Here is a 26,698-nt window from a genome sequence, read left to right as displayed (position 1 = left end):
GTGAGAGACTGGCGCGCCGCGGAATCGGCGGAGCATACGGGGGCGTGATGGGCCAGGCGGTGACCGCGGCCATGCTGCGGGTGGCGGATGTGCACAAGTCGTACGGCCGGGGCGTCAGCGCCGTTCATGCGCTGCGGGGCGTTTCCTTCGAGGTCCCCAGGGGGGAACTCGTCGCTCTCAAGGGACGCTCGGGCTCGGGCAAGACCACCCTGCTCAACATCGTCGGCGGGCTGGACGAGCCGGACAGCGGACACGTCACCGTCGACGGGATGCAGCTGCGGGATCAGAGTGAGGACGCCCTCCTCGCGCTGCGCCGGGAGCGCATCGGCTTCGTCTTCCAGTCGTTCGGGCTCATTCCCATTCTCACGGCCGCCGAGAACGTGGGCGTGCCGCTGCGGTTGCGAAGGGCGGATCCGCGCGAGCGGCGGGAGCGCGTCGAACTGCTGCTGTCGCTCGTGGGGCTCGCGGACCATGCCGCGCAGCGCCCGGCCGAGTTGTCGGGCGGGCAGCGCCAGCGTGTCGCCGTCGCCCGCGCCCTGGCCAACAGCCCCTCGATCCTCATCGCCGACGAGCCGACCGGTCAGTTGGACGCGGAGACCGGGCACTCCGTGATGGAACTGCTGCGCGCGGTGGTCCGCAGCGAACAGATCACGGCTCTCGTGGCCACCCATGACCGGACACTTCTCGACCTCGCGGATCGTGTGCTGGAGCTGAAGGACGGAAGGATCACCGGTTCCTAGGTCCTGTCGTGTCGTCCGGGCGGACGGCTATGTGGTCGGGTTCCAGTTCCAGGGCGACGCGGTCGCGCATCCCCAGGGCCCGGGTGTACTCGGCGGGGAGCTGGAGGCGGCCGGCCCGGTCGAGCATGGCGTACTCACGGGCGACCAGGTTCTCCTGGCCGGTGGCGGAGTCGACCTCGCTGTGGCGCAGGACCTCCGTCGATGTACGGCCGTCCCGGATGGCGACCGTACGGCGGACCTCACCGGCGACGGACTGGTCGTGGGTGACGATCACGATGGTGGTCCCCAGCTCCTCGTTGGCGGTGCGGAACGCGGCGAAGACCTGTTCGGCGGTGTGGGAGTCGAGTTCGCCGGTGGGCTCGTCGGCGAGCAGGACCGCGGGATCGTTGGCGAGGGCGACCGCGAGGGCGACGCGCTGCTGCTGGCCGCCGGACATCTCGTGCGGCCGACGGTCGCGGCATTCGGCGACGTCCAGCAGGCGGAGGAGTTCCATGGCGCGATCGGCCCTGGTCCAGCGCCGGCCTCGCGCGCGGGCCAACTGCAACGGCAGGGCGACGTTCTGCGCGGCGGTGAGATAGGGCAGGAGATTGCGGGAGGTCTGCTGCCAGACGAACCCGACGGTCCTGCGACGGTAGGCGAGACGTTCCTTGGAGGACATCGTGACCAGGTCGTGGCCGGCGACGCGGGCAGCGCCGGCGGTGGGTCTGTCCAGTCCGGCCAGGATGTTCATGAGGGTGGACTTGCCGCTGCCGGAGGCACCGACCAGGGCCATGAGTTCCCCCTTGCGCACGAGGAGGTCGAGGCCTTGCAGTGCCTGGACCTCCACGCCGTCGGCGGAGAAGATCCGTACCAGCCGGTCGCAGGTGATCAGGGCGTCGTGACCGTAGACGGCGGCGTCGCGCGCGGTGCGGGCACGGTCGGTGAGTTCATGGAAGGTCGGGCTGCTGGTCATCGGCTGCTCCTGGACGGACGGAGGGACACGGGCCGGTACCGGAGGAAGCTCGGTCTCAGGGCTCTGTTCACTGTCTAGTCGTCACCCATCCTCAGTTCGCGTACCGAGCCGCGTCGGTTGGTCCACCAGGCCTGGCCTGCGGGCACACCGACGGCCAGCAGCAGCACGGTGAGCGCCGGAACCCCCAACGAGAGCGGATCGGTGCGCAGCGCGGCCCCTTCGAGGGCGGACGGGGAGGCCAGGGCGAGGGTCGTCAGGTCGACGCCGGGCGACAGCAGGTGAATACCGGCCCAGCCGGTCAGGAGACCGCCCGCCGCGGCCAGGAGCGCCTGCGGGAGGGCCGTGAGGATCAGCAGTCGTCGGCCCTGGGACCGGCTCATGCCCATGGTGCGCAACCGGGCGAGCAGGGCACTGTGTTCGGGCGCGGTGCGCAGCACGGTCAGCAGAAGGGCGAGGACCGCGTATCCGGCGCCCGCGGCGACCGCGACACCGTAGAGGCGTTCCGCGCCGGATTGCAGCGGTGAGTCGACGTGCCGCGCGCGTTCTTCGCCGCGCAGCCGGACGGATGTCGCCGTGCCGTCCGCCGCCGAGCGCAGCGCCCGGCCGTTCAGGGCGTCACCGGTCAGCAGCAGGGTCGTCGTACGCGCCACGTCACGGGGCAGACCGGCCCGGTCCACGATCAGGAAGTCGTCACCGATCACGGCAGAGGTGTGCTCCCGGACCAGGACGATCCGTACGGTGACGGAGGTGCCGTCCGGGAGCAGGACGGGGTAGGGGCCGGTGCCGTACTCCTCCGCCACGCGCGGTGAGGCCAGGGCGGGCAGGGGCCGGTCGGCGTCGGCCGTCGTACCGGCGGGCCCCTGCCGGAGGTCCGCCGCGTCGAACGCCCCCAGTCCCGTGCGGTGCGACAGGCGCGCGTAGGCGTCGGGATCGACTCCGGCCAGCGGAACCGGCTGACTGCCCTGTTGCGGCTTCGCCTCGTTGATGACGCTCGCTTCCGTCAATTCCCGTACGCCGGGCAGCCGGCGGACGCGGTCCGGCAGGGCTTGAGGGAGCTCGCCCGTGGGGCTCTCGATACGGCCGTCGGCGCCTACGGCGAGGATCGCGGCCCGGTCGCGCGCCGCTGTGACCCCGGCGAGGACCGAGCCGCCGAACGCGGCCGTGGTCAGGGCGGTCAGCAGGGCGAGCAGCGGCAGCACGGCGAAGCCGGGGGCGCGGGCCACCTGGGCCAGCGACAGTGGCACCACCGGGCCGCGCAACCGGGTGGTCGCCCTGCTCAGCGCACGCAGTGGCAGCGGGTGGAGGCGTGCCAGCAGCAGAGCCGCGACCACGCCCGTCAGCAGCGGGGCGGCGGCCACCAGACCGGTGCTGCCGGATCCCTGTCGGCGCAGTACGGCGACCGCCCCCGACGCGATGACCAGCACGGTCAGTTCGGTCACCGTACGGCGCCGCGACGGCCGGGCGGAAGCGAGGCCCTCCCGGCCGTCGTGCGTCCGGACCGTGCGGTGCGCCACCACGCCGCGCAGGGGGAGCGCGACGCAGGCGAGCAGGGTGACGGCGAGGGCGGCGGTGACGGCGGACGCGCTGCGGGCACCGGGCAGGAGGAGCAGGGCGGCGGTCAGTCCGAGGGCGCCAGCCGGTACGGCCACCACCGCCGTCTCCGCCAGGAGCCGAAGGGCGAGGCCGGACAGTGAGGCGCCGCGGGCCCGCAGCAGGGCCAGCTCGGCGCGTCGGCGGTCGGCTGCCGCACCGCCGGCCATGGCCAGGACGATCACGGCCAGGCTGCCGGTCCCGACGGCGGCGAGGAGAAGCAGCGGGTCGATCCCCGACCGCAGTCGGGCATGGTCGGCGAGGACCTCGTCGAGATTCGTCCGGGCCTCCAGGCGCGGGTCGACGACCGCCCGCAGCCGCTGCACTCCCGGGCCCGACTCGAGGGCGGCCACGGCGGACGCCAGACGGTCGAGTTCGTGGCCGCGCAGACCGGCGACGTCCGGGGCCACCTGCCAGTACCGGTGTGGGACACCGGCGGTGCCCAGCAGGACCGGGCCGGCATCGGGGGCGAGGAGCAGGCCGCCGGTCCAGTAGACCTCCGGCAGCGCGCTGCCGGGCAGGCGGCTCAGCGCGGGGGTGCGCAGCACCGGCAGTGTCGACCAGTAGGCGCCCGCGGGAGCGCGCGGGACGACGATCCCGGTGACCCGGACGGCGAGCGGGGCGCGGACGGGTCTTGGCAGGTGGATCACCGAGCCGACCCGGATGTGGAGCGTGCGGGCGGTGTCCGCAGTGACGGCGGCCTCGACCTGCGCGGTCGCCGCGGTGACCGGTTCGCCCGTGGTGCGTGGCAGCCGGCCCGCGCCGAGCCGGGCGTGGGAGGCCAGGTCCTGCTGAGCGGCTAGCACCAGTTGGGCGGGCATGCCGGCGGGCGAGGGAAGCCAGGGGTCGGACGCCGCCAGGCCGACGGTCGTGCGTACGCCGTACGACGACTGCGCGGGGTCGGGAACCAGCGGAGCCCTCGTGGTGGCGAGAACCTCCTTCCGCGCTGCGGCCAGCGGACCGGTGCGCAGGGCGGCCTCCGCCTCCTCGACCGTGTCCGTCCAGGGTGGCGGGGCGTCCACCTGCACGGTCGTCCGGTCGGGCAGGGCCTGCTCGACCGCCCGGCGCAGCCCCGCGTCCCCGTACCGGTCGACGGCACGCGGGTACGCGGCCGCCAGCGCGGCGGTCACGGTCACCAGCAGCGCGAGGGCCACGGACGTACCGGCGAAGGCCCTCAGCCGGGCCCGCACCCCGGCCCGTACGTGCGGCGGCACCGACTTTGTCCCGCCGCTCCGCGTGGTCACTGCGTCACCTCGTCCCTGAGAGTCGTCACGGGTTTCGCCCGCCGGAGTGCGAGGGCCACGGTCACGAGGGCGGGGCCCGCTGCGAGGGCAGCCAGGAGCGCGGCCAGGCGCGGGAGCGGGAGTTCGACCAGCACCGGTGGGAGCGGCCGGGTGGCCTGCCCGGTCAGGACGACGAGGGGAACCAGGGCGTACGTCAGCACCGCGCCCAGGGCCGTGCCGATCAGCAGCGCCAGGGCCACCAACACTCCGTGCTCCACGGCGACCAGCCGGGCCAGCCGACGGCGCGGTGTCCCCAGGGCACGCAGGACGGCGAACTCGTCGTCCCTGGCCCGCATCGCCCCTGCCGCGCTCACCCCGAAGCCGAGCGAGGCGAAGAGCACCGTCACCCCGGCTGCCGCGACCAGCGCCGCTTCCGGGGCCGCTCCGAAGGGATCGTCGCGCAATCCGGCCGCTATCTCGTCGCGCACCACCACCTGCTCCGGGTCGACATCGGGCAGGGCCCGCACGGCGGCTGCCGCGGCACCGGGCGCGGCCGTGCGCAACCACCACTCGGTGGGTGTGAGGCCGGTTCCGTAGCGGGCTTGCAGCACCCGGTCGACGGCCCGGAGATCGACCAGCAGGGCCCCGCCGTCCTGCGCGGTGGTCTCCGTCGTGGGCAGGGCGCTCGCGGTGCGGACGATGCGTACGGGCACGGAACGGCCGTCGAACGTCACGTCCACGCGCTGGCCTTCACGCGCACCGGACGCGGTGAGGAACCGGCGGGTGGCGATGGCGGCGATCTCGGGCGCCCTGGGCTGGGGGACCTTCAGCCGGACCTCCAGCGGCGCGGCGGCCGGCGGGACGTCCGGCGGCAGGTAGCCGGTGCTGTAGGTCATGGTGACGGGTGCCGTCGACGTGATCCGGGGGCGGGTCGGCCGGGCGTCGTCGTCGGGGGCGAAGGCGGCCGAGTCGGACTCGGCGGCGGTCGCCCATCTCGTCGGCAGGGTCAACTGCCGGATGTCACCGTCGCCCGCTGTCGCCGTGAGCGCGGCAAGAACCAGGCGGTGCCGGTGGGCACGACCGGTCGGCTGCGACGTGCTCAGGGTGAGCCCGGTCAGCGACAACGGGCCCCGGGCGCCGTTCAGATCCGGGGTCAGCGGGTGCGGGCGGCCGTCGGCGGCGAGACGGCCGGACGGTATGTCGTAGGAGGTTCCGTGCCGGTCCCGCACCGTGAGCGTGACGTCCGCGCCCGGCCCCGGCGTGGTGCTGTGCAGGGCGGCGGTCAGGGTGAGCCGGGCCGTGCCCTCCGGTATCCCGATGCCCGCGGGCGCTCCGCGCGGCGCGAGTCCGGCGAGCAGCGGACCGTCCGTCAGATCGCGTCGCGCCAGTACCGTCCCGGCCGCCTCCGCCGTGTTCAGGGCCACGACGGTCGCGGTGCGACTGCCGGAGAGCGACACGGTGCCACGGACCGCGGGGGCGACCGCGTCGACGTGCGGAAGGTCCGCGTAGACGTCCGTACGGCCCGCACCGCCGTCCCCGGAGGTCAGGACGCGCACCTCGGCACCCGCGCGGAAGTCGGCCTGGTCGGCCTGGGAACGGTGCCAGGAAGCGCCCTGCCCGATCGCGATCACGCCCAGCGCCACGGAGACGACCAGGAGCAGCACCGGACCCGCCCCGCGCATCGGCCGGCGGCTGAACTGCCAGCCGACCATGGCCGCGGTCAGCCCGTGCCCGCGGGCCAGGAGCCGCTCGCCGACCCGAGCCAGCAGGGGCAGCAGCCGCAGCACCAGAACCGTTCCGGCGAGCAGGACCACGGCCGGTGCCGCCACCAGCAGCGGGTCGACGCCGAGGACGCCCTCCCGGTCGGTGGTGACGGCTCCCGAGCCCTGGCTCTCGAGCAGCCAGAAAGCGACACCGGCCACGGCCAGCAGTCCGACGTCCGCACCGGCGCGCAGCGGTGCGGCCAGCGCCCCGGCACGCACCGTGACGGCACCCGCGAAGGACGCCCGCCACGCGGGGACGGCCACCGCCAACGCACACAGCGCGGCCACGCCCGCGGCGACCGCCCACACCTCGGGCCGGCCCCCGAACGGCACCTCGACACGCATCCCGGTCCGGCCCAGCGCGCCCTGCCCGACCAGCAGCCGCGTCAACGGCCCCGACAGCAGCGGCGCCACCACCACCGCCGGTACGGAGATCAGCAGGGCCTCCAGCGCGGCCAGTCCCGCGAGCCGTGCCCGGGTCGCACCGCGCGCACGGAGCAACCGGGCCTCGGCCACGCGCTCGGAGCCGAGCAACCGCGCGACGAGCAACAGGGCGCAGGCCGCGAGCAGTCCGAGCTGGCCGGCGACGATCAGCATGCCGGCCCGCGTCACGAGCAGGGAGCGTTCGACGCGGTCCAGCACCTCCGGCAACCCGGTGGCCGCCACGGTCGCACCGCCGAGCACGGGCTGGGCGCGCAGCTTCGCGCTCCCCGAGCGGACAGCCTCGCGCAGCGGGTGGATCCGGCCCGTCGTCAGCGAGGAGTAGTCGGCCGACGCCAGCCAGCCCGACGTACCGACGCTCACCCGCCCCGACGTCGGCACACCCTCAGCGGTGAGCAGGGGGCCGTACGTCGTGAAGCTCGACGCCTCGACTCCGCGGCCGTCCAGGTCGTCCAACTGCCAGTAGGGTGCCCGGACGTCCGCCGGCCGGTACACGCCGGTGATCAGCACGCGCACCGCCGGGCCGCCCAGCCGGTCGGTGACGGTCAGCCGGGCGCCGGGTGCCACGCCGAGCCGCTGGGCGGCGCTCTGCGGCAGTGCGGCCTCGATGGACCCGGCGGTCCCCGCCTCACGGGGGAGCCGCCCGGCGACGGTCCGCACCTGGGTGCGGTCCAGGGCCGCGAAGTGGGTGAGGTCAGGGTTCCCGTCGCGCTCGGCGGCCGGCCGCGGCGCGGGCGGCAGGGCGTAGGGGCCGGAACGCAGCAGGGTACGCACCCGCACGGGCAGCCCGGCGAAGATGGTGCGGGCCCCCGCCCGCACGGCGTCGTCGGCCGCCTTTCGCTCGTCGGCCGGCACATCGCCCTTGACCACCAATGCGGCCTCGGCGGCGGTGCGCTGCTCGGCGAGCGACCGCCGCAGCGCCGCGTCGCCTATCGCGCCCGAGTAGGCGGTGAGCGCGGCAAGCACGGTCGTGGTCAGCAGCACGGTCAGCAGGGCGGCACCCAGAAGCGCGCGGTACACCCACGCCCGCAGCGCGATGAACCGCAACACGCCCACGGGCACGCCTCGTTCCCCCACCGAACCCCCCGATTCCAGCGTGCAGGTGCAAGGGGGAATTGTAGGACCGACTTTCGTCAACTCGCGATCGGATGTCGGCGAGGTCTGAACTGTCCGATCCGGAAGTTGGGCCGCGCTACTGGTGATGGTTCAGCGGTTCGGACCTCACAGTGACGGTGCCGTCGGCGGGTAGGCGAAGACGGGGCCGGGCCACCGGTCGGGAGCGGGCACAGCTTCCATCTGGACGTCGGCGCTGTACTCCCGGGCTGCCGTGACGCAGCTCTCCAGCACGGCAGTTGCCACTGCTTCTCCCGGTCGGCGACGGAGGGCGCGGCACTGATGGTGATCTTCAGGAGCCATCCGCCAGTTCGGGACTGCCCCCCGTCCCCGTCGCCCTCCGGGGTGGAGGCACCGTGTCGTGCTCCGGACGGGACGCCCGGCCCGTCCTCGGCCCAGGAGTCGTCCGTCTGCCTTTGAGAGACGACCTCGCCGATCCTGCCACCCGCGACCAGAAGCGGACGACCGGTGGACGGCTCGGGCGGTTGGCGAACGGCCGAAGCTCCGGACCACTCTCGTTCGACTCCGCTCAGTGCCTTCATGTCAGCGCCTTCATGGAATGTCCAATCGTTCTGTGTAGACATTCTTGTCGAATTTAAAACACAGACGTAATCTGGCGGCCCGGCTCCCCGCCCACCCCGTGGCGCACTCGTGAGGAAGTAGATCAATGTCGGCATTCGCCGGAGTACTCTCGGTCATACTCGCGCTGGTCTTCATCGGAAGCGGAGTGGCGAAGCTGGTGCGCCTGCCGGCCGTCGAAGAAAGCGCGCGACTGCTGCACATCTCCCACCGCCTGCACGTGACGGTCGCGCTGCTCGAGATCGCCGCGGTCGCCGGGTTGGTGATCGGCCTGTGGTGGCGGCCACTACAGTTCGCCGCAGCCGTGGGACTGACCCTCCTCATGGTGGGCGCGGTCGTCTACCACGTCCGCGCAGACGACTCCGCGATGAACACGTCGGTCCCGGCGGTACTCGGCCTGCTGACACTCGCGACGGGCGTGGCATCACTGATGGCATGAGAGCACCCCTCCTGCCCGCCCCCGTAGGCCGGGCAGGTGCACATCCTCACGACCGACGGGAGACATACCGCCATGTGCCACGCCGACATCCCACCGGGTGAGGCGACGCCCGACGTCGTGCGCCGCGACGTGGAGATCGGTCTGCCCACCGGCGAGGCGATGCCCGCGCGGCACGTTGTCACGGTTCCGGGCGCGCCCGCCGTACTGATCATCGCCGACATGCTCGGCCGCAGTCCGTTCTACGAGCACCTCGCCGCCCTGGTCGCCGCCGCGGGCTTCCAGGCACTGCTGCCCGACGTCTTCTTCCGTCAGGGGCCACTGGCGGAGGCGGGTGCCGAGGCCGCGATCGCGCGCCGCGCCAAGCTCGACGAGCGGCAGAGCGTCGAGGACCTGCGCGCCGCCGTCGGCTGGCTCGGCGCGCGCTGCGCGGGCACGGCGGTGGGCACGATCGGGTTCTGCATGGGCGGAACGTTCGCACTCGACCTGGCGTCGACACAGGACGACCTCGTGACGGTCGCCTACTACGGCTTCCCCGAGCCGCCGCCATGGGTCGTGTCACCGCCACCGCGGCCGATCGATCTCGTCGACTCACTGCGCGGGCCGGTGCTCGCGTTCTGGGGCGACCAGGACGACACCGTGGGCCTGGCGAGCGTCGAACGCTACGCCGAGCGGGCCAGGGCCGCCAACACGCACTTCGAGCACACGGTCCTGCCCGGGCTCGGCCACGGCTTCCTCGGGTCGGCCGCCCTCGGCGACTCCGCCGACGCGGCCGGCGCGACATGGACACGGACCATCGCCCATCTGCGTGATCACCTCGATGCCGAAGGGGCGCAGCCGAGTACGGCCGCCGGCTGACCCACCGATGAGAGCTTCCCCGCTGCTGCGGTTGCCGAGCGAGCCCACGCAGGCTTGCGGCCACCAGGAGGAGCAGGATCACCTGATGCCGAGGCCGAGGCGGGAGAAGAAGGTTCATCCTTGGATCGGCCACCCCTGCCCGGCACCCACCCGTCGATTGGTCAAGACCTCTTCAATCCTCCCCGGCATGGCTGGTGACGACCCCGGAGGAGTGGGTTCACTGCGCTGCATGGAACATCTGACGACCCTCGGACGACTTCGCCGGACGGCTCTCGGGCTCGCCTGCGCGGTCGCCTCGCTCGGCCTGGCGTTGAGCGCCACCTCGCCCGCCGGGGCCGTGACGGTGCCGACCGAGTTCGGCACCGACTATCACGACCCGCTCACCGCCGCCCCGGCCGTCGCCACTCCGCACACCACGTCCTGTTCGGTCACGGTCGCCGAGGCGAAGTTCAAGGACTTCACCCCCTACACAGGCACCTACACCCCGCCGACCGGCTGCGGCACGCCGGGCCGCTGGTCGAAGGTCGTGCTGCGGATGGACGGCAGTGTGGCCGGACGGCAGTACGACCGGCTCGGTTACCTCGACATCGGCGGCGTCCAGGTCTTCCGTACGTCGACGCCGGAACCTTCGCAGGACGGCATCGACTGGTCCGTCGAGAAGGACGTGACGCGGTACGAGAAGACGCTGAGCACCACCCAGTCCGTCGACATGCTCATCGGCAACGTTGTCAACGACACCTACACCGGCATCCTCGACATCAAGGTCACGCTCACCTTCTACTCCCCCGGGCCCGGCAGCACCGTGTCGGCCCCCGACCAGGTCATCCCGCTCAGCGACGCGAACAGTGTGACCACGGGCGCCTCGCTGACCACGCCCCGCAACTCCGAGCGGATCCTCGCCGAGGTGTACGCGACCGGATCGGGCGGCGGCTGCGAGGAGTTCTGGTACTCGGCGGTCACCCCGTCGGCGTCCTACTCCTGCCAGGGCGCGGACGACGGCCCGTACCGCGAGGTCGAGGTCAGCATCGACGGGAAGGTGGCCGGGATCGCCTCGCCCTACCCGAACGTGTGGACGGGCGGCTGGTCCCCGTACCTGTGGTCGGTGCTCCCGTCGCCGACCGCCTTCGACGTACGGCCGCTGGAGTTCGACCTGACCCCTTTCGCCGGCGAGCTGAACGACGGCAAGGCACACACGGTCGACGTGTCGGTGCTCGGGGTGCCGAGCGGACAGACCGGATGGAGCGCGCCGACGAACATCCTGGTCTGGCAGGACGCCCACAAGTCGGTGGTGACGGGGGCGGTGACCTCGTACAGGACGTCGGCGCCGAAGGTGACGAACACGTACGAGGACGGTTCGCTGCGCAGTCTGGTGACGGCGGGCGCGCACAGCCTGAAGGTCTCGGGCTACCTCGACACCTCCCACGGCCGGGTCACCACGACGGTCGACCGGTCACTGACCACGGCGATCACCCACCACTGGACCCCGGACGAGAACACCGACAACCAGACCGGCCGCTGGACCGACGCCCAGAAGGTCACCGTGAACGGACACGCCTCCCGCACCGACCGCACGTACACCCTGGACGGCCGCGCGACGATCGACTCGGACAACCGGCTCCGCGTGATCATGTCCATCGACGACCACGCCCGCACGGACGGGGTCCTGCGCGACGACAAGTACGCCGGTGACGCGACGTTCACGCTGGGCGTGGCCCGTGAGGACCGGCACGCGGTGGCGACGACGAGCGAGCGGTACCGGCTCCGAGGAGGCGGCGCGTGTTACGACCACACGCTCGCCACGGAACAGGGCGTGCTGACGAAGGACGTACGACGCTGCTGACCCCGGACGGTACGGAATCGGTCGTCCTGGATTGATTTCCGTGACAAAAGGGGCGTGTCGATCAACTCCCGGGTTGCGAACGTCGGTGACAGCAAGGCCGGTATCCGGCACACCGAGCACCGGGAGAACAGTGCGATGTCCCGATTCCAGATCCTCCGCAGGCTCCGCCCCTCGGCCGTCGTCCCGGCCGCTCTCGTCGGCGTCCTCGCCGTCACCGGCGTGAGCGGCCTCGCCGAGGCACCCCCCTCGTCACTGGGGGGAGCGGTTCAGCTGGTCGACGAGAACGTCCCGACCGACGGCATGAGCTACGACATGACGAGTACGAACCGGAGCGAGGTCGGCCGCAGGTACGACGCCATCATCCGGGACATCCGGGGGCGGGTGAGGGCAACTCCGCTCTACGGCGGCATCACCCTCACCCGCAACCAGGACGACTACTTCCCCGTCACCCTGGCCATGGGCCGCAGTCAGATCACTCTCGTGTTCAACGCGCGGAACCTGTACATCGTGGGCTGGCGCAATGACGGCACGGACCGGTAATACCGGCTGGGCGCGGGGCCCAAGTCCTTCGCCGGAGCGAGGACCACGAATCTGAACTGGCTCAACTACAACGACATGGAGGGCGCCGCCAACATCGACCGAGGCAGCCTGGCCATCTCGATGGACAGCATCCAGGGCTCGATCAGCGATCTGGGCAACCTTCACTACACAGCGGCCGGCCGGAACCAGGCGCGGGCCCTGCTGATCCTCACCCAGGCCTTCGCCGAGGGCGCCCGCTTCGACTACTTCTCCTACCGCATCAGCGAGGGGATCAGGAGCGCCACCAGCTACTTCACGGGAACGTCGTCGACGATCAGCAGCACAGGATCCGGGTCGAACAGCGGCCGGGACCTGATCAGTGTGACGGGCCTACAGCTCGAGAACAGCTGGGGAGCCCTCTCACGGGCCACCCAGAACGCGACCCACAACCACGCGGCTCCGCGCTTCCACATCGGCAACGGCGACCTCACGACGCTGGCGGCCATCGACGCCCAGCTGGCCATAGCCCTCTGGCACACACTCTGACGACAGCTTGCCGAGCCACCCCCTGCGGGACACTTCCCCCTTGTCCCGCCGGGGGTCTTCGTCCCGCCGGGGGTCTTCGCCGTCGCCGAACAGCCGGTCCCGGGGACGGGTCAGGCGGCGGAGCGCTCGTCGGGCCGGCGGCGGCGCAGCGCAGGCTGTTGGATGGCGGGCGGGTTGTAGGCCAGGTCAAGTGTCCCGACCTCGGTGCCGGGAGGCACGATGGCGTCGATCTGGTCGAGTGTCTCGTCGGTCAGGGTGGTCTCGGCGCCTGCGAGGAGGTCGTCGAGGTGGTCCATGGTGCGCGGTCCGATGATCGCCGAGGTGACACCGGGGTGGGCGATCGTGAAGGCCATGGCCAGATGTGTCAGAGACATCCCGGCCTTGGTGGCGACGGGGACGAGCTGTTCGACGGCGTCGAGCCGGCGTTCGTCGCTCATGTGCTTGAAGCCGAAGCCGCCGCGATGCGTGGCGGCCTGCCGGCCCTTGCGGTAGCGACCGGTGAGCAGCCCCCCGGCCAGCGGGCTCCAGACCAGCGTGCCCATCCCGTAGCGTTCGCAGACCGGCAGCACTTCGCGTTCGATGCCCCGGTCGAGGACGGAGTACGACGGCTGCTCGGTCCGGAAGCGCTGGAGGCCGCGCCGTTCGGCGACCCACTGCGCCTCGACGATGTCCGAGACCGGGAAGGTCGAGGAACCGAAGGCACGGATCTTGCCGGCGTGCACCAGATCGGTGAGGGCCGAGAGGGTCTCCTCGATGTCGGTGTCCGGCGCGGGCCGGTGGATCTGGAACAGGTCGACGTGGTCGGTCCCCAGCCGGCGCAGGGAGTCCTCCAGCGCACGGACCAGCCAGCGCCGCGAGTTGCCCTGCTGGTTGGGGTCGTCCCCCATCGGAAGGTGCGCCTTGGTGGCCAGGACGACGTTGTCCCGGCGGCCTTTCAGAGCCTTGCCGACGATCTCCTCCGACTCGCCGCGCGAGTAGAAGTCGGCGGTGTCGACGAAGTTGATGCCCGCGTCCAGCGCCTTGTGGATGATGCGTACGGAATCGTCGTGGTCGGGGTTGCCTATGGCGCCGAACATCATGGCGCCCAGACAGTAGGGGCTGACCTTGATGCCGGTCCGGCCCAGCGTGCGGTACTGCATGGATCTCCCTCTTGCAGGGGCCGCGGAACGGACCGGCTTACGACGTCGGTGTGAAAACTGAGGGCAACGCCGAAACGGACTCGGTTTCCGAACCACGGAACTCGTGCCGGATGTCGTCGGTGCTCAGCCGGATGTCCGGGAGCCGCTTCAGGAGTTCGGTCGCGGCGATGGTCATCTCCATTCGGGCGACCGCCTGGCCGGGGCACGTATGGATGCCGAATCCGAACGTCAGGTGACGTGACATCCCACGGTCGAGCCGGAACTCGTCGGGGTCGGTGAACCTCTCCGGGTCGCGGTTCGCCGCGGCCCAGCACAGGTAGGCCGTCGAGTTCTCGGCGAGATCCACACCCGCGACGTTCACATCCGACGTGATGCGCCGATAGAACCCGAAGACAGGCGGATGCAGACGCAGCGCCTCCTCCACCGCCGCCGGGATGAGGTCGGGATCCGCGACGAGCCTGTCGCGTACTTCCGGGTTCCGCAGCACCTCGTAGAAGAGGCTGCCCAGCCCGGAGACCGTGGTCTCATGCCCCGCGAGGAGCAGACTGATCATGGTGTCCGTGATCTCCTGCGGTTCGAGCGGCCGACCGTCCACCTCGGCGTTCGCGAGCAGGGTCAGAAAGTCGTCGCCCTCCTTGCCCCGGCGTGCCAGTACCGGCGCCGTAGCGATCTTCGAGAAGTCGCCCAGCGCCTTCCTGAGCCGCTCCGGCTCCTTCAGGCTCGCGAGTACGTCGCTGGACAGGCGACGGATCTCGTCCTTGTGCTCGGAGTCGAATCCCAGGATGTGACAGATCGCCAGGAGCGGTACCTGCTCGCAGAATTCCGCGACCAGATCGCATTCTCCCTTGGAAGCGAACGACTCGATCAGACCGACGGTGTCGGCGCGCACCAGTCCTTCGATGCGATCAGGGGTCGAATCGTCCACCCCGAGGTCGACTATCTTGCGCCACGCGGTGTGCTCCGGCGGGTCCCAGTCGATCGCGAGACGGGCCCTGGCCGCGACCGGGCGTACTGCCGAGGGCCTCGACGAGAACGTCTTCCAGTCTTTTGCGGCACTCCTGACGTCGGCATACCGAAGCAGGATGTCGAAAGCGCCCAGCTCCTCACTGTGGGCGACCGGGCATTTCCCCCGAGCCGCCGAGAGCCGTTCATGGGCCTCGGCCGGCGTTGTCCCGTAGGTACTGAAATCGGTCAGAGCGGACTCTTGCAGATCATGGCCCCGCGGGGATGGTGACGGCACTGTCAGGCACCCTTCCAGCAAGATCGGGCAACGCGATTCTACTTTCACGTCGATTATTTGATGCTAGCAGCGAACAATTGAGCGCACAACGACCCTCGCCCAGTCAATGACTTGAGTGACGAACTATGGACGCATGAGTCAAACTAATCTATGTTCCAGATCACCACCGTCGCCGAGCGACTGCGGGCGGATCCCGGTGGATTCCACGAGGAGGCAATCAATGGCGATGGGATCGACGCGCGCGGCCAGTGGGACGGGCTTAGCGCCAGCCGTGGACGACAAGCAGGACGTGATCGCGGCCCAGGCGGTGGAGACGGCGGCCCGTCTAGTGCCGCTCCTCGACTCGAAGGCCGAAGAGGCTCGCACTCTCGGGCGCCCCACCGACGAGGCGATCGAAGCGCTGGAGGACTCCGGGCTCCTGATGCTCATGGCGCCCAAGATCCGGGGTGGCCGGCAGATCTCCCTGAGCACGTTCATCGATGTGGGCGAGCAACTGGCACGCGGCTGCGCCTCGACGGCCTGGGTCGCCAGCATCTACATCGGAACCCTGTACATGGTCGCCGGCTTCTCCGACGAGGCGCAGGACGATGTCTATGCCACGGACAATCCGAAGGTCCTGGCCGCGTTCAACCCCACGGGCGAAGCGGTGCCGGTGAGCGGTGGCTACCGTCTGACCGGCACCTGGCGTTTCTGTACGGGGCAGCACCACGCCGACTGGGCGTTGCTCTCGTCCCTGATCATGCGGGACGGCCAACCCCCCATGCCCGCGCAGTTCCTCGTCCCGCGCGGTGAGTGCCGAAGCGCCGACGACTGGCAGGTCTCGGGGCTCTCCGGAACCGGATCGGCCTCCCTGTCCGCAGACGTCTTCGTGCCCGAGCACCGGGTGCTGCCCTTCTCCGACCCCACCACGGTGCTGTCGCTCTCCAAGGCCCTCGCGGACGACCCCTACTTCAAGATGCCCTTCATCCCCTTCTTCGCGACGGGTGCCACGGGGACGCCCCTCGGCATGGCCAGTGCCGCCCTGGACCTCATGAAGGACCGTGTCCAGAAGCGGGGCATCACCTACACGCAGTACACGCGCCAGGCGGATGCCTCCATCACGCACTTCCAGATGGACTCGGCGGTCATGAAGCTCGACCAGGCCCGGTTCCACTCCGAACGGGCCGCGGCCACCGTCGCGTCGGTGGCCGAGGACCCGTCGGACACCGCGCTGCGGGTCCGGTGCCGCGCCGACGCGGCGTGGACCACCTCGCTGTGCCGGGAGGTCGTGGAGATCGTCCAGCAGGCGTCCGGCGCCTCCGCCATTCACCGCAAGGATCCGCTCTCACGCATCGTCAGCGACATACAGGCCCTGTCGGTGCACTCCTTCATCCTGCACAGCACCAACGCGGAACTGCACGGCCGTGTCCTGTGCGGGCTGGAACCCGGTGTGGCGTTCATCTGAGCCGTAGCACTCCCCCGAAAGGAAAGTCATGCCCGAGACCGAGCAGGGCGTGTTCAAGCATTTCCCCACCGATTTCCGGGGCGAACTCTTCCGCCCCCGGGACGTCGGCTACACGGCGGCGCGAGCGATCTACAACATGCGCGACAGCGATGCGACGCCGACCCTGATCGCGCGAGCCGCCGACGAGCAGGACGTGCTGGCCGTCGCACGCTTCGCCACGGAGACCGGCACTCCGCTGGCCGTACGCGCCGGAGGGCACGGCAGCGACGGAACCGCCATGCCGGACGGCGCACTCGTCGTCGACCTCACCGCACTCGACGCCATCGACGTCGACAAGGCCACCGGCGTAGTGCGGCTGGGTGCCGGGGTGCTGCTCGGCGACATGGACGTCGCGCTGGAGCAGCACGGGCTGGTCGTCCCGGCCGGCACGGTGAGCACGACGGGCGTCGCCGGGCTAACCCTGGGCGGCGGCGTGGGCTACAACATGCGCCGGTACGGGGCCACCGTGGACAGCCTGCTGGCCTGTGACGTGGTGACACTCGACGGCCGGCTGATCCGGGCGAGCGAGACGGAGAACCCGGATCTGTTCTGGGCGCTGCGGGGCGGTGGCGGCAACTTCGGCGTGGTGACCGGCTTCGAGTTCCAGGGCCGCCCCATGCAGCCCGAAGTGGCCGCCGGGTTCATCCCGTTCGACCTGGGGCACGCCCCCCAGGTGCTCGCCGCGCTGCGTGAGCACATGCCGACGGCGCCGCGGGAGCTCTCCGTCATCGCCGCACTGACCCAGTGCCCGCCGCTTCCGCCGGTGCCGGCCGAGAAGCACGGGGCGGAGGTGCTGATGCTGGTCGTGGTCTACACCGGCCCGCCGGACAAGGCCGAGGAGGTGACGGACGCGCTCGCGGCGCTGGGGCCGTCCATCGGCAAGGTGATCCAGCCGATGCCCTGGTCCGTGGCGAACCGGATGCTGGACTCCATCGCCCCGTTCGGCCGCCGTATGTACATGAAGGGCGCTTACCTGTCCGAACTCGGCGACGACATCATCGACATCATGGTTCGCCACGCCGCGAAGCACGAGCCGCAGTCCAGTCCTCCGCTGCCGAGCACCGTGCAGAACATCTGGGCCATGGGCGGCGCGATCAGCGAGGACTACGACGAGGACGCCATGGCCTTCTCCCGGGAGGGCGCCGGCTGGTTCTGGGAGACCGTCACCCAGTGGGACCAGCCCGAGGGCGACAAGCCGTTCCAGAACTGGGTCGACGGCGTGTACGCGGAACTCAGGCCGCACGTCCGGGACAACTGCTACATCAACCTCTCCACCGACATGGGGCCCGAGTGGCGCCGCGGCGTGTGGGGCAGCCCCGAGAAGTACGCACGGCTCGTGCGGGCGAAGACCGACTGGGATCCCCAGAACCTGCTGCGCTTCAACAAGAACATCGAGCCGCTCGGCTCCAGCTGACCGAGCGGAGTCCGGAGTGAGAAGGAGGGCGGCTCCCGCAAGGGGGCCGCCCTCCTCGGTGCCGGGTTCAGTGCGCGGGCACCGGGCTCGGGGCTCCGGGCCTGCCGCCCGCCTTGAGCACCCCGCTCGGCAGCTCCCGGCCGACGGCCCGCTGGGCAAAACCCGCGGCTCTGACGAGAGCGTTCAGATCGCACCCGGTGGCCACACCCATCTCCTCGCTGAGATAGACGAGTTCCTCGGTGGGCACGTTGCCGCTGGCCCCCGGTGCGAACGGGCAGCCGCCCAGTCCGCCGATGGACGCGTCGATGTCGACGACGCCGATCTGCATGGCCGCCAGGACGCACGCGAGTCCGGCGCCGCGCGTGTTGTGCATGTGCAGGCCCACGGGAATGCCCGGGGCGATCTCCCGTACGGCGCCGATCAGTTGGACGACCCGGAGGGGGGTGGCGGTCCCGATGGTGTCGCCCAGGCACAGGACGTCGGCTCCCTGGGACACCGCTTCCCGCGCGATGTGCAGAACGCGGTCGTCCGCTGTCGGGCCGTCGAAGGGGCAGTCCCATGCGGTGGCGACGATGACCTCGCAGGTGCCGCCCGCGTCGTGCACCAGGTCGGCGATCCTGCCGACCCCGGCGAGCGACTCGGCGGTCGTGCGCCTGACGTTGGCGTGGCTGTGGCCGTCCGCGGCGGACACGACGTACTCGATGTTGCGGACCCCCGCCTCCAGGGCTCTATGGGCTCCGCCCTCGCTCGCCACGAGCGCGGACCACTGGACGTCCGGCCACTGGTACAGCGTCGCCGCGACCTCACGGGCGTCCGCCATGGCGGGCACGGCACGCGGGGAGACGAAGGCGGTCGCCTCGATGCGCTTCAGGCCGCTGCGCACGAGCAGTTCCAGCAGCCGGATCTTCTCGGCGGTGGGGATCGGGCGTTCGATCTGCAGACCGTCGCGCGGGCCCACTTCACGCAGGTTGATGCGGGGAGGCAGCGGCGGCAGTGTCGTCCTCATGGGGGTTCGGATCCTTCGCTCAAGTCCATCAAGTCCGGCAGGTCCATGGCGCCGAGGGGTGTCACACGACACCCTCGCGTCGCAGTTCCGCGATCTCGTCCGGTCCCAGGGCGAGGAGTTGGCCGTAGACCTCCTCGTTGTGCCACCCGGGTTCCGGCGGGCCCGCCCAGCGCACCGCGCCGGGTGTCCCGGACAGCCGCGGTACGACACCGGGGCCGAGGACGTCCTCGCCGAGGCGTTCGTCGTGATGGGGTACGAGCATGTCCCGGGCCCGGAACTGAGGGTCGGCGACGATGTCCGCGGCCGTGTACACCGGGCCGGCGACGACGTCCGCCTCCTCCAGCCGGGACAGCGTCTCGTCGGCCGTCCGCTCGGACACCCAGTCCGCGACGATCGACTCGATCAGGTCCTGGTGCTCCCCGCGGGCCACATGGGTGGCGAAGCGCGGGTCCACGGCCAGTTCGGGGCGTTCCATCACCGTGCACAGCCGCCGGAAGACCGTGTCCTGGTTGGCCGCCACGATCAGCCACTTCTCGTCCTTGGTACGGAAGAGATTCGAGGGGGCGATGCCGTCGAGCCGGGTCCCCGAGGGCTGACGGACCTTGCCGAGCCGGTCGTACTCCGGGATCACCGACTCCAGCAGGGCGAGCGAGGACTCGGTCAGGGCCACGTCGACCACCTGTCCCTGGCCCGTGCGCTGCCGGTGGAGCAGGGCGGCGAGGACGCCCTGCACAGCGAACATCCCGGCGAGCGAGTCGCCGAGGGACACCGCCATGCGGGGTGGCGCCTGGCCGGGGAATCCGTTGATCGCCCGTAGCCCGCCCATGGCCTCGGCCACCGAGGCGTAGCCCGGACGGTGGCGGTAGGGGCCCGTCTGTCCGAAGCCCGACACCCGGGCTAGGACGAGGCCCCGGTTGGCCGCGCCCAGCCGGTCGTAGCCAAGGTTCCAGCGCTCCAGCGTGCCCGGACGGAAGTTCTCGATCACGACGTCGGCCTGACGTACGAGGTCGAGGAACAGGTCCTGTCCGCGTTCCGAACGCAGGTCGAGGGTGACGCACCTCTTGTTGCGGGCGTGGATCGTCCACCACAGCCGATGCCCGCGGTAGGCGTGTTGCCCCCAGTCCCGCAGGGGGTCCGGACGGCCGGGAGCCTCGATCTTGATGACGTCGGCGCCGTGGTCCGCGAGCAGCCGCCCGGCGAAGGGGCCCGCGACGATGGAGCCGATCTCCAGCACCCGTACGCCGGACAGCGCACCGCCGGTCACCTCGTTCCGTGCAGCCTCGGCGGCGTCTTCGACTTCCGCACGCACCGGCATGACGCTCCTTCGATCGTGGGCCGCCCCGGCTCGGGAGGCGGCGGGAAGGTGACCCGCAGGACAGCTGAAGAGTCGTCAGGGCCGCTGCCCTGCGGGCGACTTGGGGCCGTCAGGTCAGGTCGAGTGCGGAGATGCCCGCCTCCGCCACGACGACCTCGGTCTTGGGATCACCGCCGCCGACGGCGATGGCGCCGAGCACCTGACCGTCCTTGATCACCGGCAGCCCGCCGGGCAGGTTGACGAAGTCGGCGGCGGCCTGGCTCAGAGCGGCGGCCGGCTCGGGCGGAACGTCACCGGTCGGCCTACCGATGTACGCCGCCGTCCGCGCCTTCTTCAGCACGACGTCGTACGCCAGTTTCGGGGCGCCGTCCATCAGGGCCCAGGCCCGCAGATGACCGCCGGCGTCCACGATGCCGACGCCGACCGGGGTGCCGAGTTCGCGGGCCTTCTCGACGGCGAACTTCAGCATCTTCAGTGCGCCCCGCTCGCCGAGCTGTTCGGTGATCACGGTTTCGGACATGTTGTTGCCTTCCCGAGGTAAGCCAAGACGTCGAGCACGACTGGGGAGTTGAGTGATCACTGGGGGCGTTCGGCGGCGAGGATGTCCGTGATCCTGCCTCTGAGGACGCGCTTGTCGACCTTGGAGATGTTGGTCAAGGGGAACTCCTCGATCAGTTCGATGCGCTCGGGCCACTTGAACTTGGCGACACCGATCCCGTCGAGGTACCGCTGGACCTCGCCGAGGTCGGGGGCCTGGGCACCGAGCTTGGGAACGATGAAGGCACAGGCGCGTTCCCCGAGCCGTTCGTCGGGCATGGCGACCAGGGCCGCGCGCTCCACGGCGGGGTGCCGGACGAGCAGGTGCTCGATCTCCGCGGCGTTGACCTTCTCGCCGCCCCGGTTGATCAGGTCCTTGATGCGGTCCTCGAGCCGATAGAAACTGCGGCCGTCGTGCGGGACCTCGACGACGATGTCGCCGGTGCGGTAGAAGCCGTCGGCGGTGAAGGCCTCGGCGTTGCGCTCCGGCGCGCGGAAGTAGCCCCGGATGGTGTACGGGCCACGGGCGCACAGCTCGCCCGGGGTCCCCGGCGGTACGAGCTCCTCGGTCCCCGGTGCGTACACGCGGGCCTCGTCGAACGGGGTGACCGGAGTGCCCACGGTGCGGTGCCTGATCTCGGCGGGCGCCGCGGTGGGCGTGACCATGCACAGACCCTCGCCCATGCCGAACATCTGGATGATCGTGCGCGACGGTGTCTCGAAGGCTGCCACGATGTCGGCCGACAGCGGGCCGTTCACCCACACGAGCACGCGTAGTCCGTCCAGCGCGTCGAACAGCTCGGGGTCCTGCCTCACCATGGCCGCCAGCGCCGGAGACAGCATCGTGTGCGTGAGGGGCGGGGCGATCGCCTTCACCTGGGTGGCTTCCGGGGCGGCGAGTGCGAAGCAGCCGCCCACGGAGTGCGCGGCGTGCAGTCCGCAGACGATGCCCGCGTTGTGCACCATGGGAAGGAGATGGGCGACCGTGCCGGTGGAGTCGAGGTCGATGGCCTCGGCGTAGGTGCGGGCGTTGTACCAGTACTCGGTGTGCAGCCGGGGAATCAGTTTGGGGATGTTCGTGGTGCCCCCGGAGAGCTGGAGCACGCCCAGCGAATCGCCGGGGATGGCCTCCTGGATCTCCTCCACGGCGGCGCGGGCGATTGCGGGATCCTCGGCGCGACCCGACGACTCCAGTGTCTCCAGGGCGATGGCGCCCGCGGGCGGCGATGCCGTTCCGACGGTGAGCAGTCGGCGCAGCGTCGGCTGCTCCTTGGCCACTTCCGCCGCGAGGGCGGCCAGGTCGTGGCCGCGGAAGCCGGGCTCGATGAGGTGCGCCGCCGGTTCGGACTGGCGGGCGATCTCGAGGATCTCGTGCCGGCGGTGCTGGGCCAGGGTGGCGATGGGCACCAGCCCGGCCTTGAGCAGCCCGTACCACGCCAGCACGGTCCAGACATGGTTGGTCACCTGCAACAGCACCCGGTCGCCGGGCCGCAGTCCGAGGTCCCGCAGCCCCAGGGCGATCAGGTCGGTGCGCCGGTCCAGTTCGGCATAGGTGAGGCGCGCGTCGGGCGTGAGCACCGCGAGACGGTCGGGGTGCGTGTCCGCCATCGCGCGGAACTCCTGCGCCAGTGTGCGGTCGGACCACACGCCGGCCGCGCGGTAGCGGCGTACCGCCTCTTCGGGGAAGGCGACGACGTCGGGGCTGTTCGTTTCCGAAGTCGACGCTGACTCGGAGGTGGTGTTCATCGGCTCAGTCGCTCCTCTGTCCAGGGAACCAGCTCGCGTACTGCCGCTGCGGTCCCGGACTCGTCGCCCTCGGCGAGTGGTCTGCCGAAGTGGTCGGCCCGGATGCGCAGATGGGTGGCGTCGTCCGACTTCAGGGCGGCCAGGGCGTCCTGGACATCGCCGGGGAACACCGAGCAGTCACCGGTGTACTCGATGACCAGGGTAGGGATCGTCACCCCGCTCAGGGAGCGGATCAGTGACGCGTTCGACGAGATGCCGGACCAGGTCGACAGCCATGCCTCCGGGGTGGTCAGGCGTCCGAAGCCGGTGACTCCGTAGTTCGACACCGACGGCCGTGCGCTGATCACCGAACCGTAGGGCCGGTCGGACGGGTCCAGGCGGAGGTCGGTGCAGCGGGGGTCGGCGTCCGTCCGGTAGGTGGTGATGATCGGCGTGAGGACACTGCGTCGCCGGTCCGCCGCGTCACCCGAGCCACCCTTGAACCGCTTGCGGGCCGCGAGCTGGCCTGCGATCAGTTCACGCGCCCACTCGTCGAGCCGCGCGACCCGGGCGTGCTGCGCCGCCCGGTAACGGTCGAGGAACTCGGGTGAGTAGCGCGAGCCCTCGGGAGCCTCGCCGAAGCCGTTCGCCGGGTTGTACGGGTCGAGGTCCGCGTCCACCGAGAAGGGGTCGCCCTCGTCCGTGACCGAGGGGTCGATCATCGACAGCAGTAGGCGCCCCTGTCCGGGGTGCGGGGCGACGAGGACGAGCCCGTCCGGCGCCGGCATCGGTGCCTCCCCCAGCTTGACCGGCGCCCCGCCCGGCGTACGGGCGATGCGGTCCGAGGGGGCCGTCAGTGACTGTTCGGCATAGAAGGAGTAGAGGCCCGCTCCCCCGGAGTGGCCGATCAGCACGATGTGCTCGAAGCCGCGCTCGCGCAGGAACTCCATGCCGGCGGCGACGTCCAGCAGCGCGGTCTCGTGGACCAGCCGCAGGTCGTTGCCCACTTCGCGGCCGGCCTGCGCCCAGACGGCGTGACCCGCCCCGAGCAGCCCGGTGATCAACGGGTGCCGCTGCAGATCCTGGCGCGGGTGCATGAGGCAGTACACCGTGCGGCTCGCCGCGGCGGGCTCGTAGAGGGTGCCCCGGGACACCTCGCCGTCGTACGAGATCAGGGTGTGCAGGCTGATGGCGGTCCTGTCGGGCAGGGCCGCCGGATGCCAGTCCGTCGCCAGGGTCGCCCTGCCGCGGCCCGAGGGGACCCGGGCGGACGCTGTGCCGGTTGTCGTGGTCTCGGTCATGCCTCCACCCTCAGTGTGTCGCGGTCGAACCGCGTGATCCGGCCTTCCAGGCCACCCGCGGGCAGTGTGAACCACACGGCCAGGTGCAGCCCTGACTCCTTGCGGTCGATCTCGAACGGGCCGTCGCTGTGGATCACGGCATAGCCGTCGCGCTGTTCGACGAGGAGGCCGGACCGGCGAGCGTAGTCCACCGCGCCACTCCACTCGGGCTGGTCGACCACGTGGATGGCGGGACCACCGACCGGCGAGTTGACCTGCGCCTTCGCGCGCCAGACGTCCTGGACGGACGTGCCGCCCGACTCGAGCGCCCTGGCCAGCCCGGCCATGGTCCGCTGGGCGTCGTCGGCGTCGAGCCGGGTCAGTTCCCGCAGCGGCCGGGTGAACTCGAAGAAGATCCCGTTCGGGTCGTCCACGTAGATCGACTCGATGGTCTCGTGCTCGACCGTCATGACCTTGTACCCGGCGGCCTTGAGCTTGTCGCGGTAGGCCATCAGGGCCGCCTCGTCGGGCACTTCGACGGCGATGTGGTTGGACTGTCGCAGCACCTGGTGGACGGGTTCCGGCTGCGGCCAGCCGAAGTAGTAGAAGAACGCGAGGGTGTCTCCGTTACCGATGTCGAAGAAGAAGTGGACCATGTCGGGGTTGTCGTCCTTGCCCCAGCCGACGGCCGGCACAGCGTGGACGAGCGGGAATCCGAGGAGCTCCCCGTAGAAGTGGACCGTCTCGACCGGGTCCCAGCACGGGAAGGCGGTGTGGTTCGCCCCGAGAGTTCCGACCTTGTTGGCCTCACCCTTGCCGGTGGAGGCCTTCTGGAGAAGCACAGCAGTTCCCTTCACCGATTCCATGTTTTCCATCATGGCGATTTTTCTACGCGTGTGTCAATAGATGGAGTGGGCAACGATACCCCTTCGCCGACCCCCCGAAGATGCGCCACCAGTTCGTCGGGCAGGGGAATGGACTCCAGCCCCTCCCCCGAGGTCCGCGCGTACACCTGGGTGAGACGCATCTGCACCGCCGGCTCCGGAGCGCCCACCAGCGCGAAGTCGCTGCGGAACGTGAGCGAGCGTTTGGAGAGCTTGTCCAGCCACAGGGTGGCGTCCAGCTCGTCGTCCAGCCGGAGAGGGCTGCGATAGGAGAGTTCGGCGTGCACGGCAGGCAGGCCGAAGCCGGTGGCCAGCATCCGCGACGTGGCGAACCCCACGTCCGCCAGCCACTCGCTCGACATGCTCTCGGCCCATCTGGTGGGCGCGGCGAAGTAGATCACCTGGGCCGCGTCCGTGTCGCCCATCGCGACCCGGAACCTGCGACGCAGGAGCGGTCCGGAGCCGCTCTCCCACGAGTCCGTGCTCATGATCCCTCCGTCACGTGGACGAGGTCCGTTCGCCCGGCGACCACTCCGTCGATGGCGTGACGCAGATGCAGGGAGCCGACCGCGACGTCGACGAGGACCGGGAGCTCGGCTCTGATCCGTTCCCCGACGGCCAGGCGGTCGAGCAGGGCGCCCTGGGAGTCCTCGCCGGTCAGCCGGATGACCGAGGCTCCTTGGCGCAGGAACCCCTGTGCCTGTTCGATCAGTTCGGTGCCGTCCGGCCCCCAGGCGTCGCCGCCGTCCACCCGGACGGTCACGGTGGTCCGGCCCGGGCTGTCGTGGAGCCGGCGGGGGTACTGGTGGTGCGGCGTACTGACGGGCCGCTCCAGCACCCAGTCCGTGACCCCCGATTCCGGCACCTCGTCCGGCTCGACACCGGCGAACTCCGCCAGGGCCCGGGCCGCGAGTTCCCGGTCGGACACCAGTACGTCGTCCAGCGACACGGCTCCCGCCCTGCTGAGGTAGGCCATGGCCATCCGGGCCGGGCTGAGGTACTGCCGCGTCTCGAAGGACTCCCACCACAGCTGGCTCCGCGTGGCACGTTCCTGAAGTCGCTCGACCTGGGGGCGCCGCGCCTCCTCGAAACGCTCCAGGGCGGCTGTGACCGGTTCGTCTCCCAGGGGCGCCAACGCGTCGGCCAGTGCGATGGCACTCTCCATCGCGATCTTCGTCCCGGAGCCCAGCGAGGGGTGCGCGGTCGCCACGGCGTCCCCGAGAAGGACGACCTTGCCGTGATGCCACCGGGCGCACCGCACGGTGTTGAACCAGCCCCATCTCGACCGGTTGCCCAAGAAGGATCCGCCGCCCAGCTGCTCGGCGAACGCCTTGGACAGGTACTCCAGCGCCGCGTCGTCCGACTCGCCCTCGCTGGAGAACCGCCGGTCGCCGAACCCGGCCCTGCTCACGGTGTCGGCGGACGCCTCGATCACGAAGGTGGAGCGTTTCTCGCCGTACGGGTAGGCGTGGGCGACGAACAGCCCGTCCTGGGTCTTCACCGGGATGAACACCCCGCCGTCGAGCGGCACATCGGCTCCGCACCAGATGAACCGGCCCCGGCCCGGGGTGACTTCGGCCCCGAACTCCTCCTGGTAGCGGTTCCGGGTGGCGCTGGAGGCCCCGTCGGCGGCGATCACCAGGTCGGCGTCGTCGAGCAGGTCGGTCACGTCGCACGAGTGGCTCTCCACCCGCACGCCCGCACCGGTCGCCCCCTCCAGCAGGATCCGCAGCAGCCGCGCGCGGCTGATCGCGCCGCTGTGGAACCGGCCGAGGCTCGCATCGCCCTGCGGCAGCCGGAAGCCACTCGACGAGAAGGTGTACGCCGCTTCGGTGATCTCCCGGTACAGGTCCGGGTCGGCCTGCCGCAGCGCCTTGAGAAGCCCGCCGGTGAGGCCGACCCCGAAGCCGAACGTCTCCTCGGGAGGGTTCCGTTCATGCAGTGACACGAGCCAGTCGGGATGCCGAAGGGCCAGCAGCCGGGCCGCGAAGAGCCCCGCGGGTCCGCCCCCGAGTACGTGAACACGTCGAACTGTCATGTTCTACAGATACCCCGAGTTCTACCTTGTAGTCAAT

20 protein-coding genes and 1 pseudogene are annotated in these 26,698 nt (G+C 70.8%); 7 read left to right on the top strand and 14 right to left on the bottom strand.

Going from position 1 to position 26,698, the window contains the following annotated elements; all coding sequences use genetic code 11:
• Positions 1 to 47 precede the first annotated feature (47 nt).
• A complete protein-coding gene (locus OG787_RS48565) occupies positions 48 to 740 on the top strand; it encodes an ABC transporter ATP-binding protein (RefSeq protein WP_369029587.1) in 693 nt (230 codons plus the stop codon).
• Here OG787_RS48565 and OG787_RS48560 read toward each other — a convergent pair.
• The 4 genes from OG787_RS48560 to OG787_RS48545 all read right to left on the bottom strand — a co-directional run bounded on the left by OG787_RS48560 (position 727) and on the right by OG787_RS48545 (position 8,068).
• Entirely contained in the window at positions 727 to 1,692 is a 966-nt protein-coding gene (locus tag OG787_RS48560; protein ID WP_405539885.1) for an ABC transporter ATP-binding protein, read from the bottom strand. The two genes, OG787_RS48565 and OG787_RS48560, sit on opposite strands and share 14 nt — an antisense overlap.
• A gap of 74 nt (positions 1,693 to 1,766) precedes the next feature.
• On the bottom strand, positions 1,767 to 4,526 hold the full coding sequence (locus OG787_RS48555) for an ABC transporter permease (protein WP_405539883.1): 2,760 nt from the start codon (positions 4,524 to 4,526) through the stop codon (positions 1,767 to 1,769).
• A complete protein-coding gene (locus OG787_RS48550; RefSeq protein ID WP_405539882.1) occupies positions 4,523 to 7,771 on the bottom strand; it encodes an FtsX-like permease family protein in 3,249 nt (1,082 codons plus the stop codon). Before OG787_RS48550 ends, OG787_RS48555 begins: the two co-directional genes overlap by 4 nt.
• 159 nt (positions 7,772 to 7,930) lie before the next feature.
• Positions 7,931 to 8,068 carry a hypothetical protein gene (locus OG787_RS48545; protein WP_369029591.1) on the bottom strand — a complete coding sequence of 46 codons (138 nt, stop codon included), beginning with the start codon at positions 8,066 to 8,068 and terminating at the stop codon, positions 7,931 to 7,933.
• 421 nt (positions 8,069 to 8,489) lie between these two features.
• Between OG787_RS48545 and OG787_RS48540 the strand changes: the two genes are divergently transcribed.
• From OG787_RS48540 to OG787_RS48525, 4 genes and pseudogenes are all read left to right on the top strand, one after another.
• Positions 8,490 to 8,840: a DoxX family protein gene (locus OG787_RS48540; protein ID WP_405539881.1), complete on the top strand. Its 351-nt coding sequence runs from the start codon at positions 8,490 to 8,492 to the stop codon at positions 8,838 to 8,840.
• Between the two features lie 72 nt (positions 8,841 to 8,912).
• The gene (locus OG787_RS48535) at positions 8,913 to 9,695 is read left to right on the top strand and encodes a dienelactone hydrolase family protein (protein WP_405539880.1); all 783 of its coding nucleotides are present in this window, start codon (positions 8,913 to 8,915) and stop codon (positions 9,693 to 9,695) included.
• Positions 9,696 to 9,924: 229 nt separating this feature from the next.
• Positions 9,925 to 11,535, top strand: a complete 1,611-nt coding sequence (locus OG787_RS48530; RefSeq protein WP_405539879.1) for a peptide-N4-asparagine amidase — start codon at positions 9,925 to 9,927, stop codon at positions 11,533 to 11,535.
• 135 nt (positions 11,536 to 11,670) lie between these two features.
• Positions 11,671 to 12,600, top strand: a pseudogene (locus OG787_RS48525) (ribosome-inactivating family protein).
• A 110-nt stretch (positions 12,601 to 12,710) separates the two neighbouring features.
• Here the strand turns inward: OG787_RS48525 and OG787_RS48520 are convergent.
• Both OG787_RS48520 and OG787_RS48515 read right to left on the bottom strand, forming a co-directional pair.
• Positions 12,711 to 13,739 carry an aldo/keto reductase gene (locus OG787_RS48520; RefSeq protein ID WP_405539878.1) on the bottom strand — a complete coding sequence of 343 codons (1,029 nt, stop codon included), beginning with the start codon at positions 13,737 to 13,739 and terminating at the stop codon, positions 12,711 to 12,713.
• A gap of 37 nt (positions 13,740 to 13,776) precedes the next feature.
• On the bottom strand, positions 13,777 to 14,664 hold the full coding sequence (locus tag OG787_RS48515) for a cytochrome P450 (protein ID WP_405539877.1): 888 nt from the start codon (positions 14,662 to 14,664) through the stop codon (positions 13,777 to 13,779).
• A gap of 586 nt (positions 14,665 to 15,250) precedes the next feature.
• Between OG787_RS48515 and OG787_RS48510 the strand changes: the two genes are divergently transcribed.
• Both OG787_RS48510 and OG787_RS48505 read left to right on the top strand, forming a co-directional pair.
• A complete protein-coding gene (locus tag OG787_RS48510) occupies positions 15,251 to 16,423 on the top strand; it encodes an acyl-CoA dehydrogenase family protein (RefSeq protein WP_405539876.1) in 1,173 nt (390 codons plus the stop codon).
• Between the two features lie 28 nt (positions 16,424 to 16,451).
• Positions 16,452 to 17,876: an FAD-binding oxidoreductase gene (locus OG787_RS48505; RefSeq protein WP_369029599.1), complete on the top strand. Its 1,425-nt coding sequence runs from the start codon at positions 16,452 to 16,454 to the stop codon at positions 17,874 to 17,876.
• 67 nt (positions 17,877 to 17,943) lie between these two features.
• On the opposite strand, the gene OG787_RS48500 is transcribed toward OG787_RS48505, so the two are convergent.
• From OG787_RS48500 to OG787_RS48465, 8 genes are all read right to left on the bottom strand, one after another.
• The gene (locus tag OG787_RS48500; RefSeq protein ID WP_405539875.1) at positions 17,944 to 18,882 is read right to left on the bottom strand and encodes a hydroxymethylglutaryl-CoA lyase; all 939 of its coding nucleotides are present in this window, start codon (positions 18,880 to 18,882) and stop codon (positions 17,944 to 17,946) included.
• Between the two features lie 61 nt (positions 18,883 to 18,943).
• The gene (locus tag OG787_RS48495) at positions 18,944 to 20,197 is read right to left on the bottom strand and encodes a CaiB/BaiF CoA transferase family protein (protein WP_369029601.1); all 1,254 of its coding nucleotides are present in this window, start codon (positions 20,195 to 20,197) and stop codon (positions 18,944 to 18,946) included.
• 109 nt (positions 20,198 to 20,306) lie between these two features.
• A complete protein-coding gene (locus OG787_RS48490; protein ID WP_405539873.1) occupies positions 20,307 to 20,717 on the bottom strand; it encodes a heme-binding protein in 411 nt (136 codons plus the stop codon).
• Between the two features lie 56 nt (positions 20,718 to 20,773).
• On the bottom strand, positions 20,774 to 22,480 hold the full coding sequence (locus OG787_RS48485) for an AMP-binding protein (protein WP_405539871.1): 1,707 nt from the start codon (positions 22,478 to 22,480) through the stop codon (positions 20,774 to 20,776).
• Complete coding sequence (locus OG787_RS48480; RefSeq protein WP_405539869.1) at positions 22,477 to 23,760, bottom strand: hypothetical protein; 1,284 nt, start codon at positions 23,758 to 23,760, stop codon at positions 22,477 to 22,479. Before OG787_RS48480 ends, OG787_RS48485 begins: the two co-directional genes overlap by 4 nt.
• Complete coding sequence (locus OG787_RS48475) at positions 23,757 to 24,605, bottom strand: VOC family protein (RefSeq protein WP_369029605.1); 849 nt, start codon at positions 24,603 to 24,605, stop codon at positions 23,757 to 23,759. Before OG787_RS48475 ends, OG787_RS48480 begins: the two co-directional genes overlap by 4 nt.
• Positions 24,606 to 24,613: 8 nt before the next feature.
• Positions 24,614 to 25,111, bottom strand: a complete 498-nt coding sequence (locus OG787_RS48470; protein WP_405539868.1) for an acyl-CoA thioesterase — start codon at positions 25,109 to 25,111, stop codon at positions 24,614 to 24,616.
• Positions 25,108 to 26,661, bottom strand: a complete 1,554-nt coding sequence (locus tag OG787_RS48465; protein WP_405539866.1) for an FAD-dependent monooxygenase — start codon at positions 26,659 to 26,661, stop codon at positions 25,108 to 25,110. Before OG787_RS48465 ends, OG787_RS48470 begins: the two co-directional genes overlap by 4 nt.
• Between the last annotated feature and the right edge of the window lie 37 nt (positions 26,662 to 26,698).

The organism is Streptomyces sp. NBC_00075, assembly GCF_045041225.1.
GTDB classification, from domain to species: Bacteria; Actinomycetota; Actinomycetes; order Streptomycetales; family Streptomycetaceae; genus Streptomyces; species Streptomyces adonidis.
Note: the sequence above shows the minus strand (reverse complement) of the source record. Positions and strands in the feature narration are given on the sequence as shown.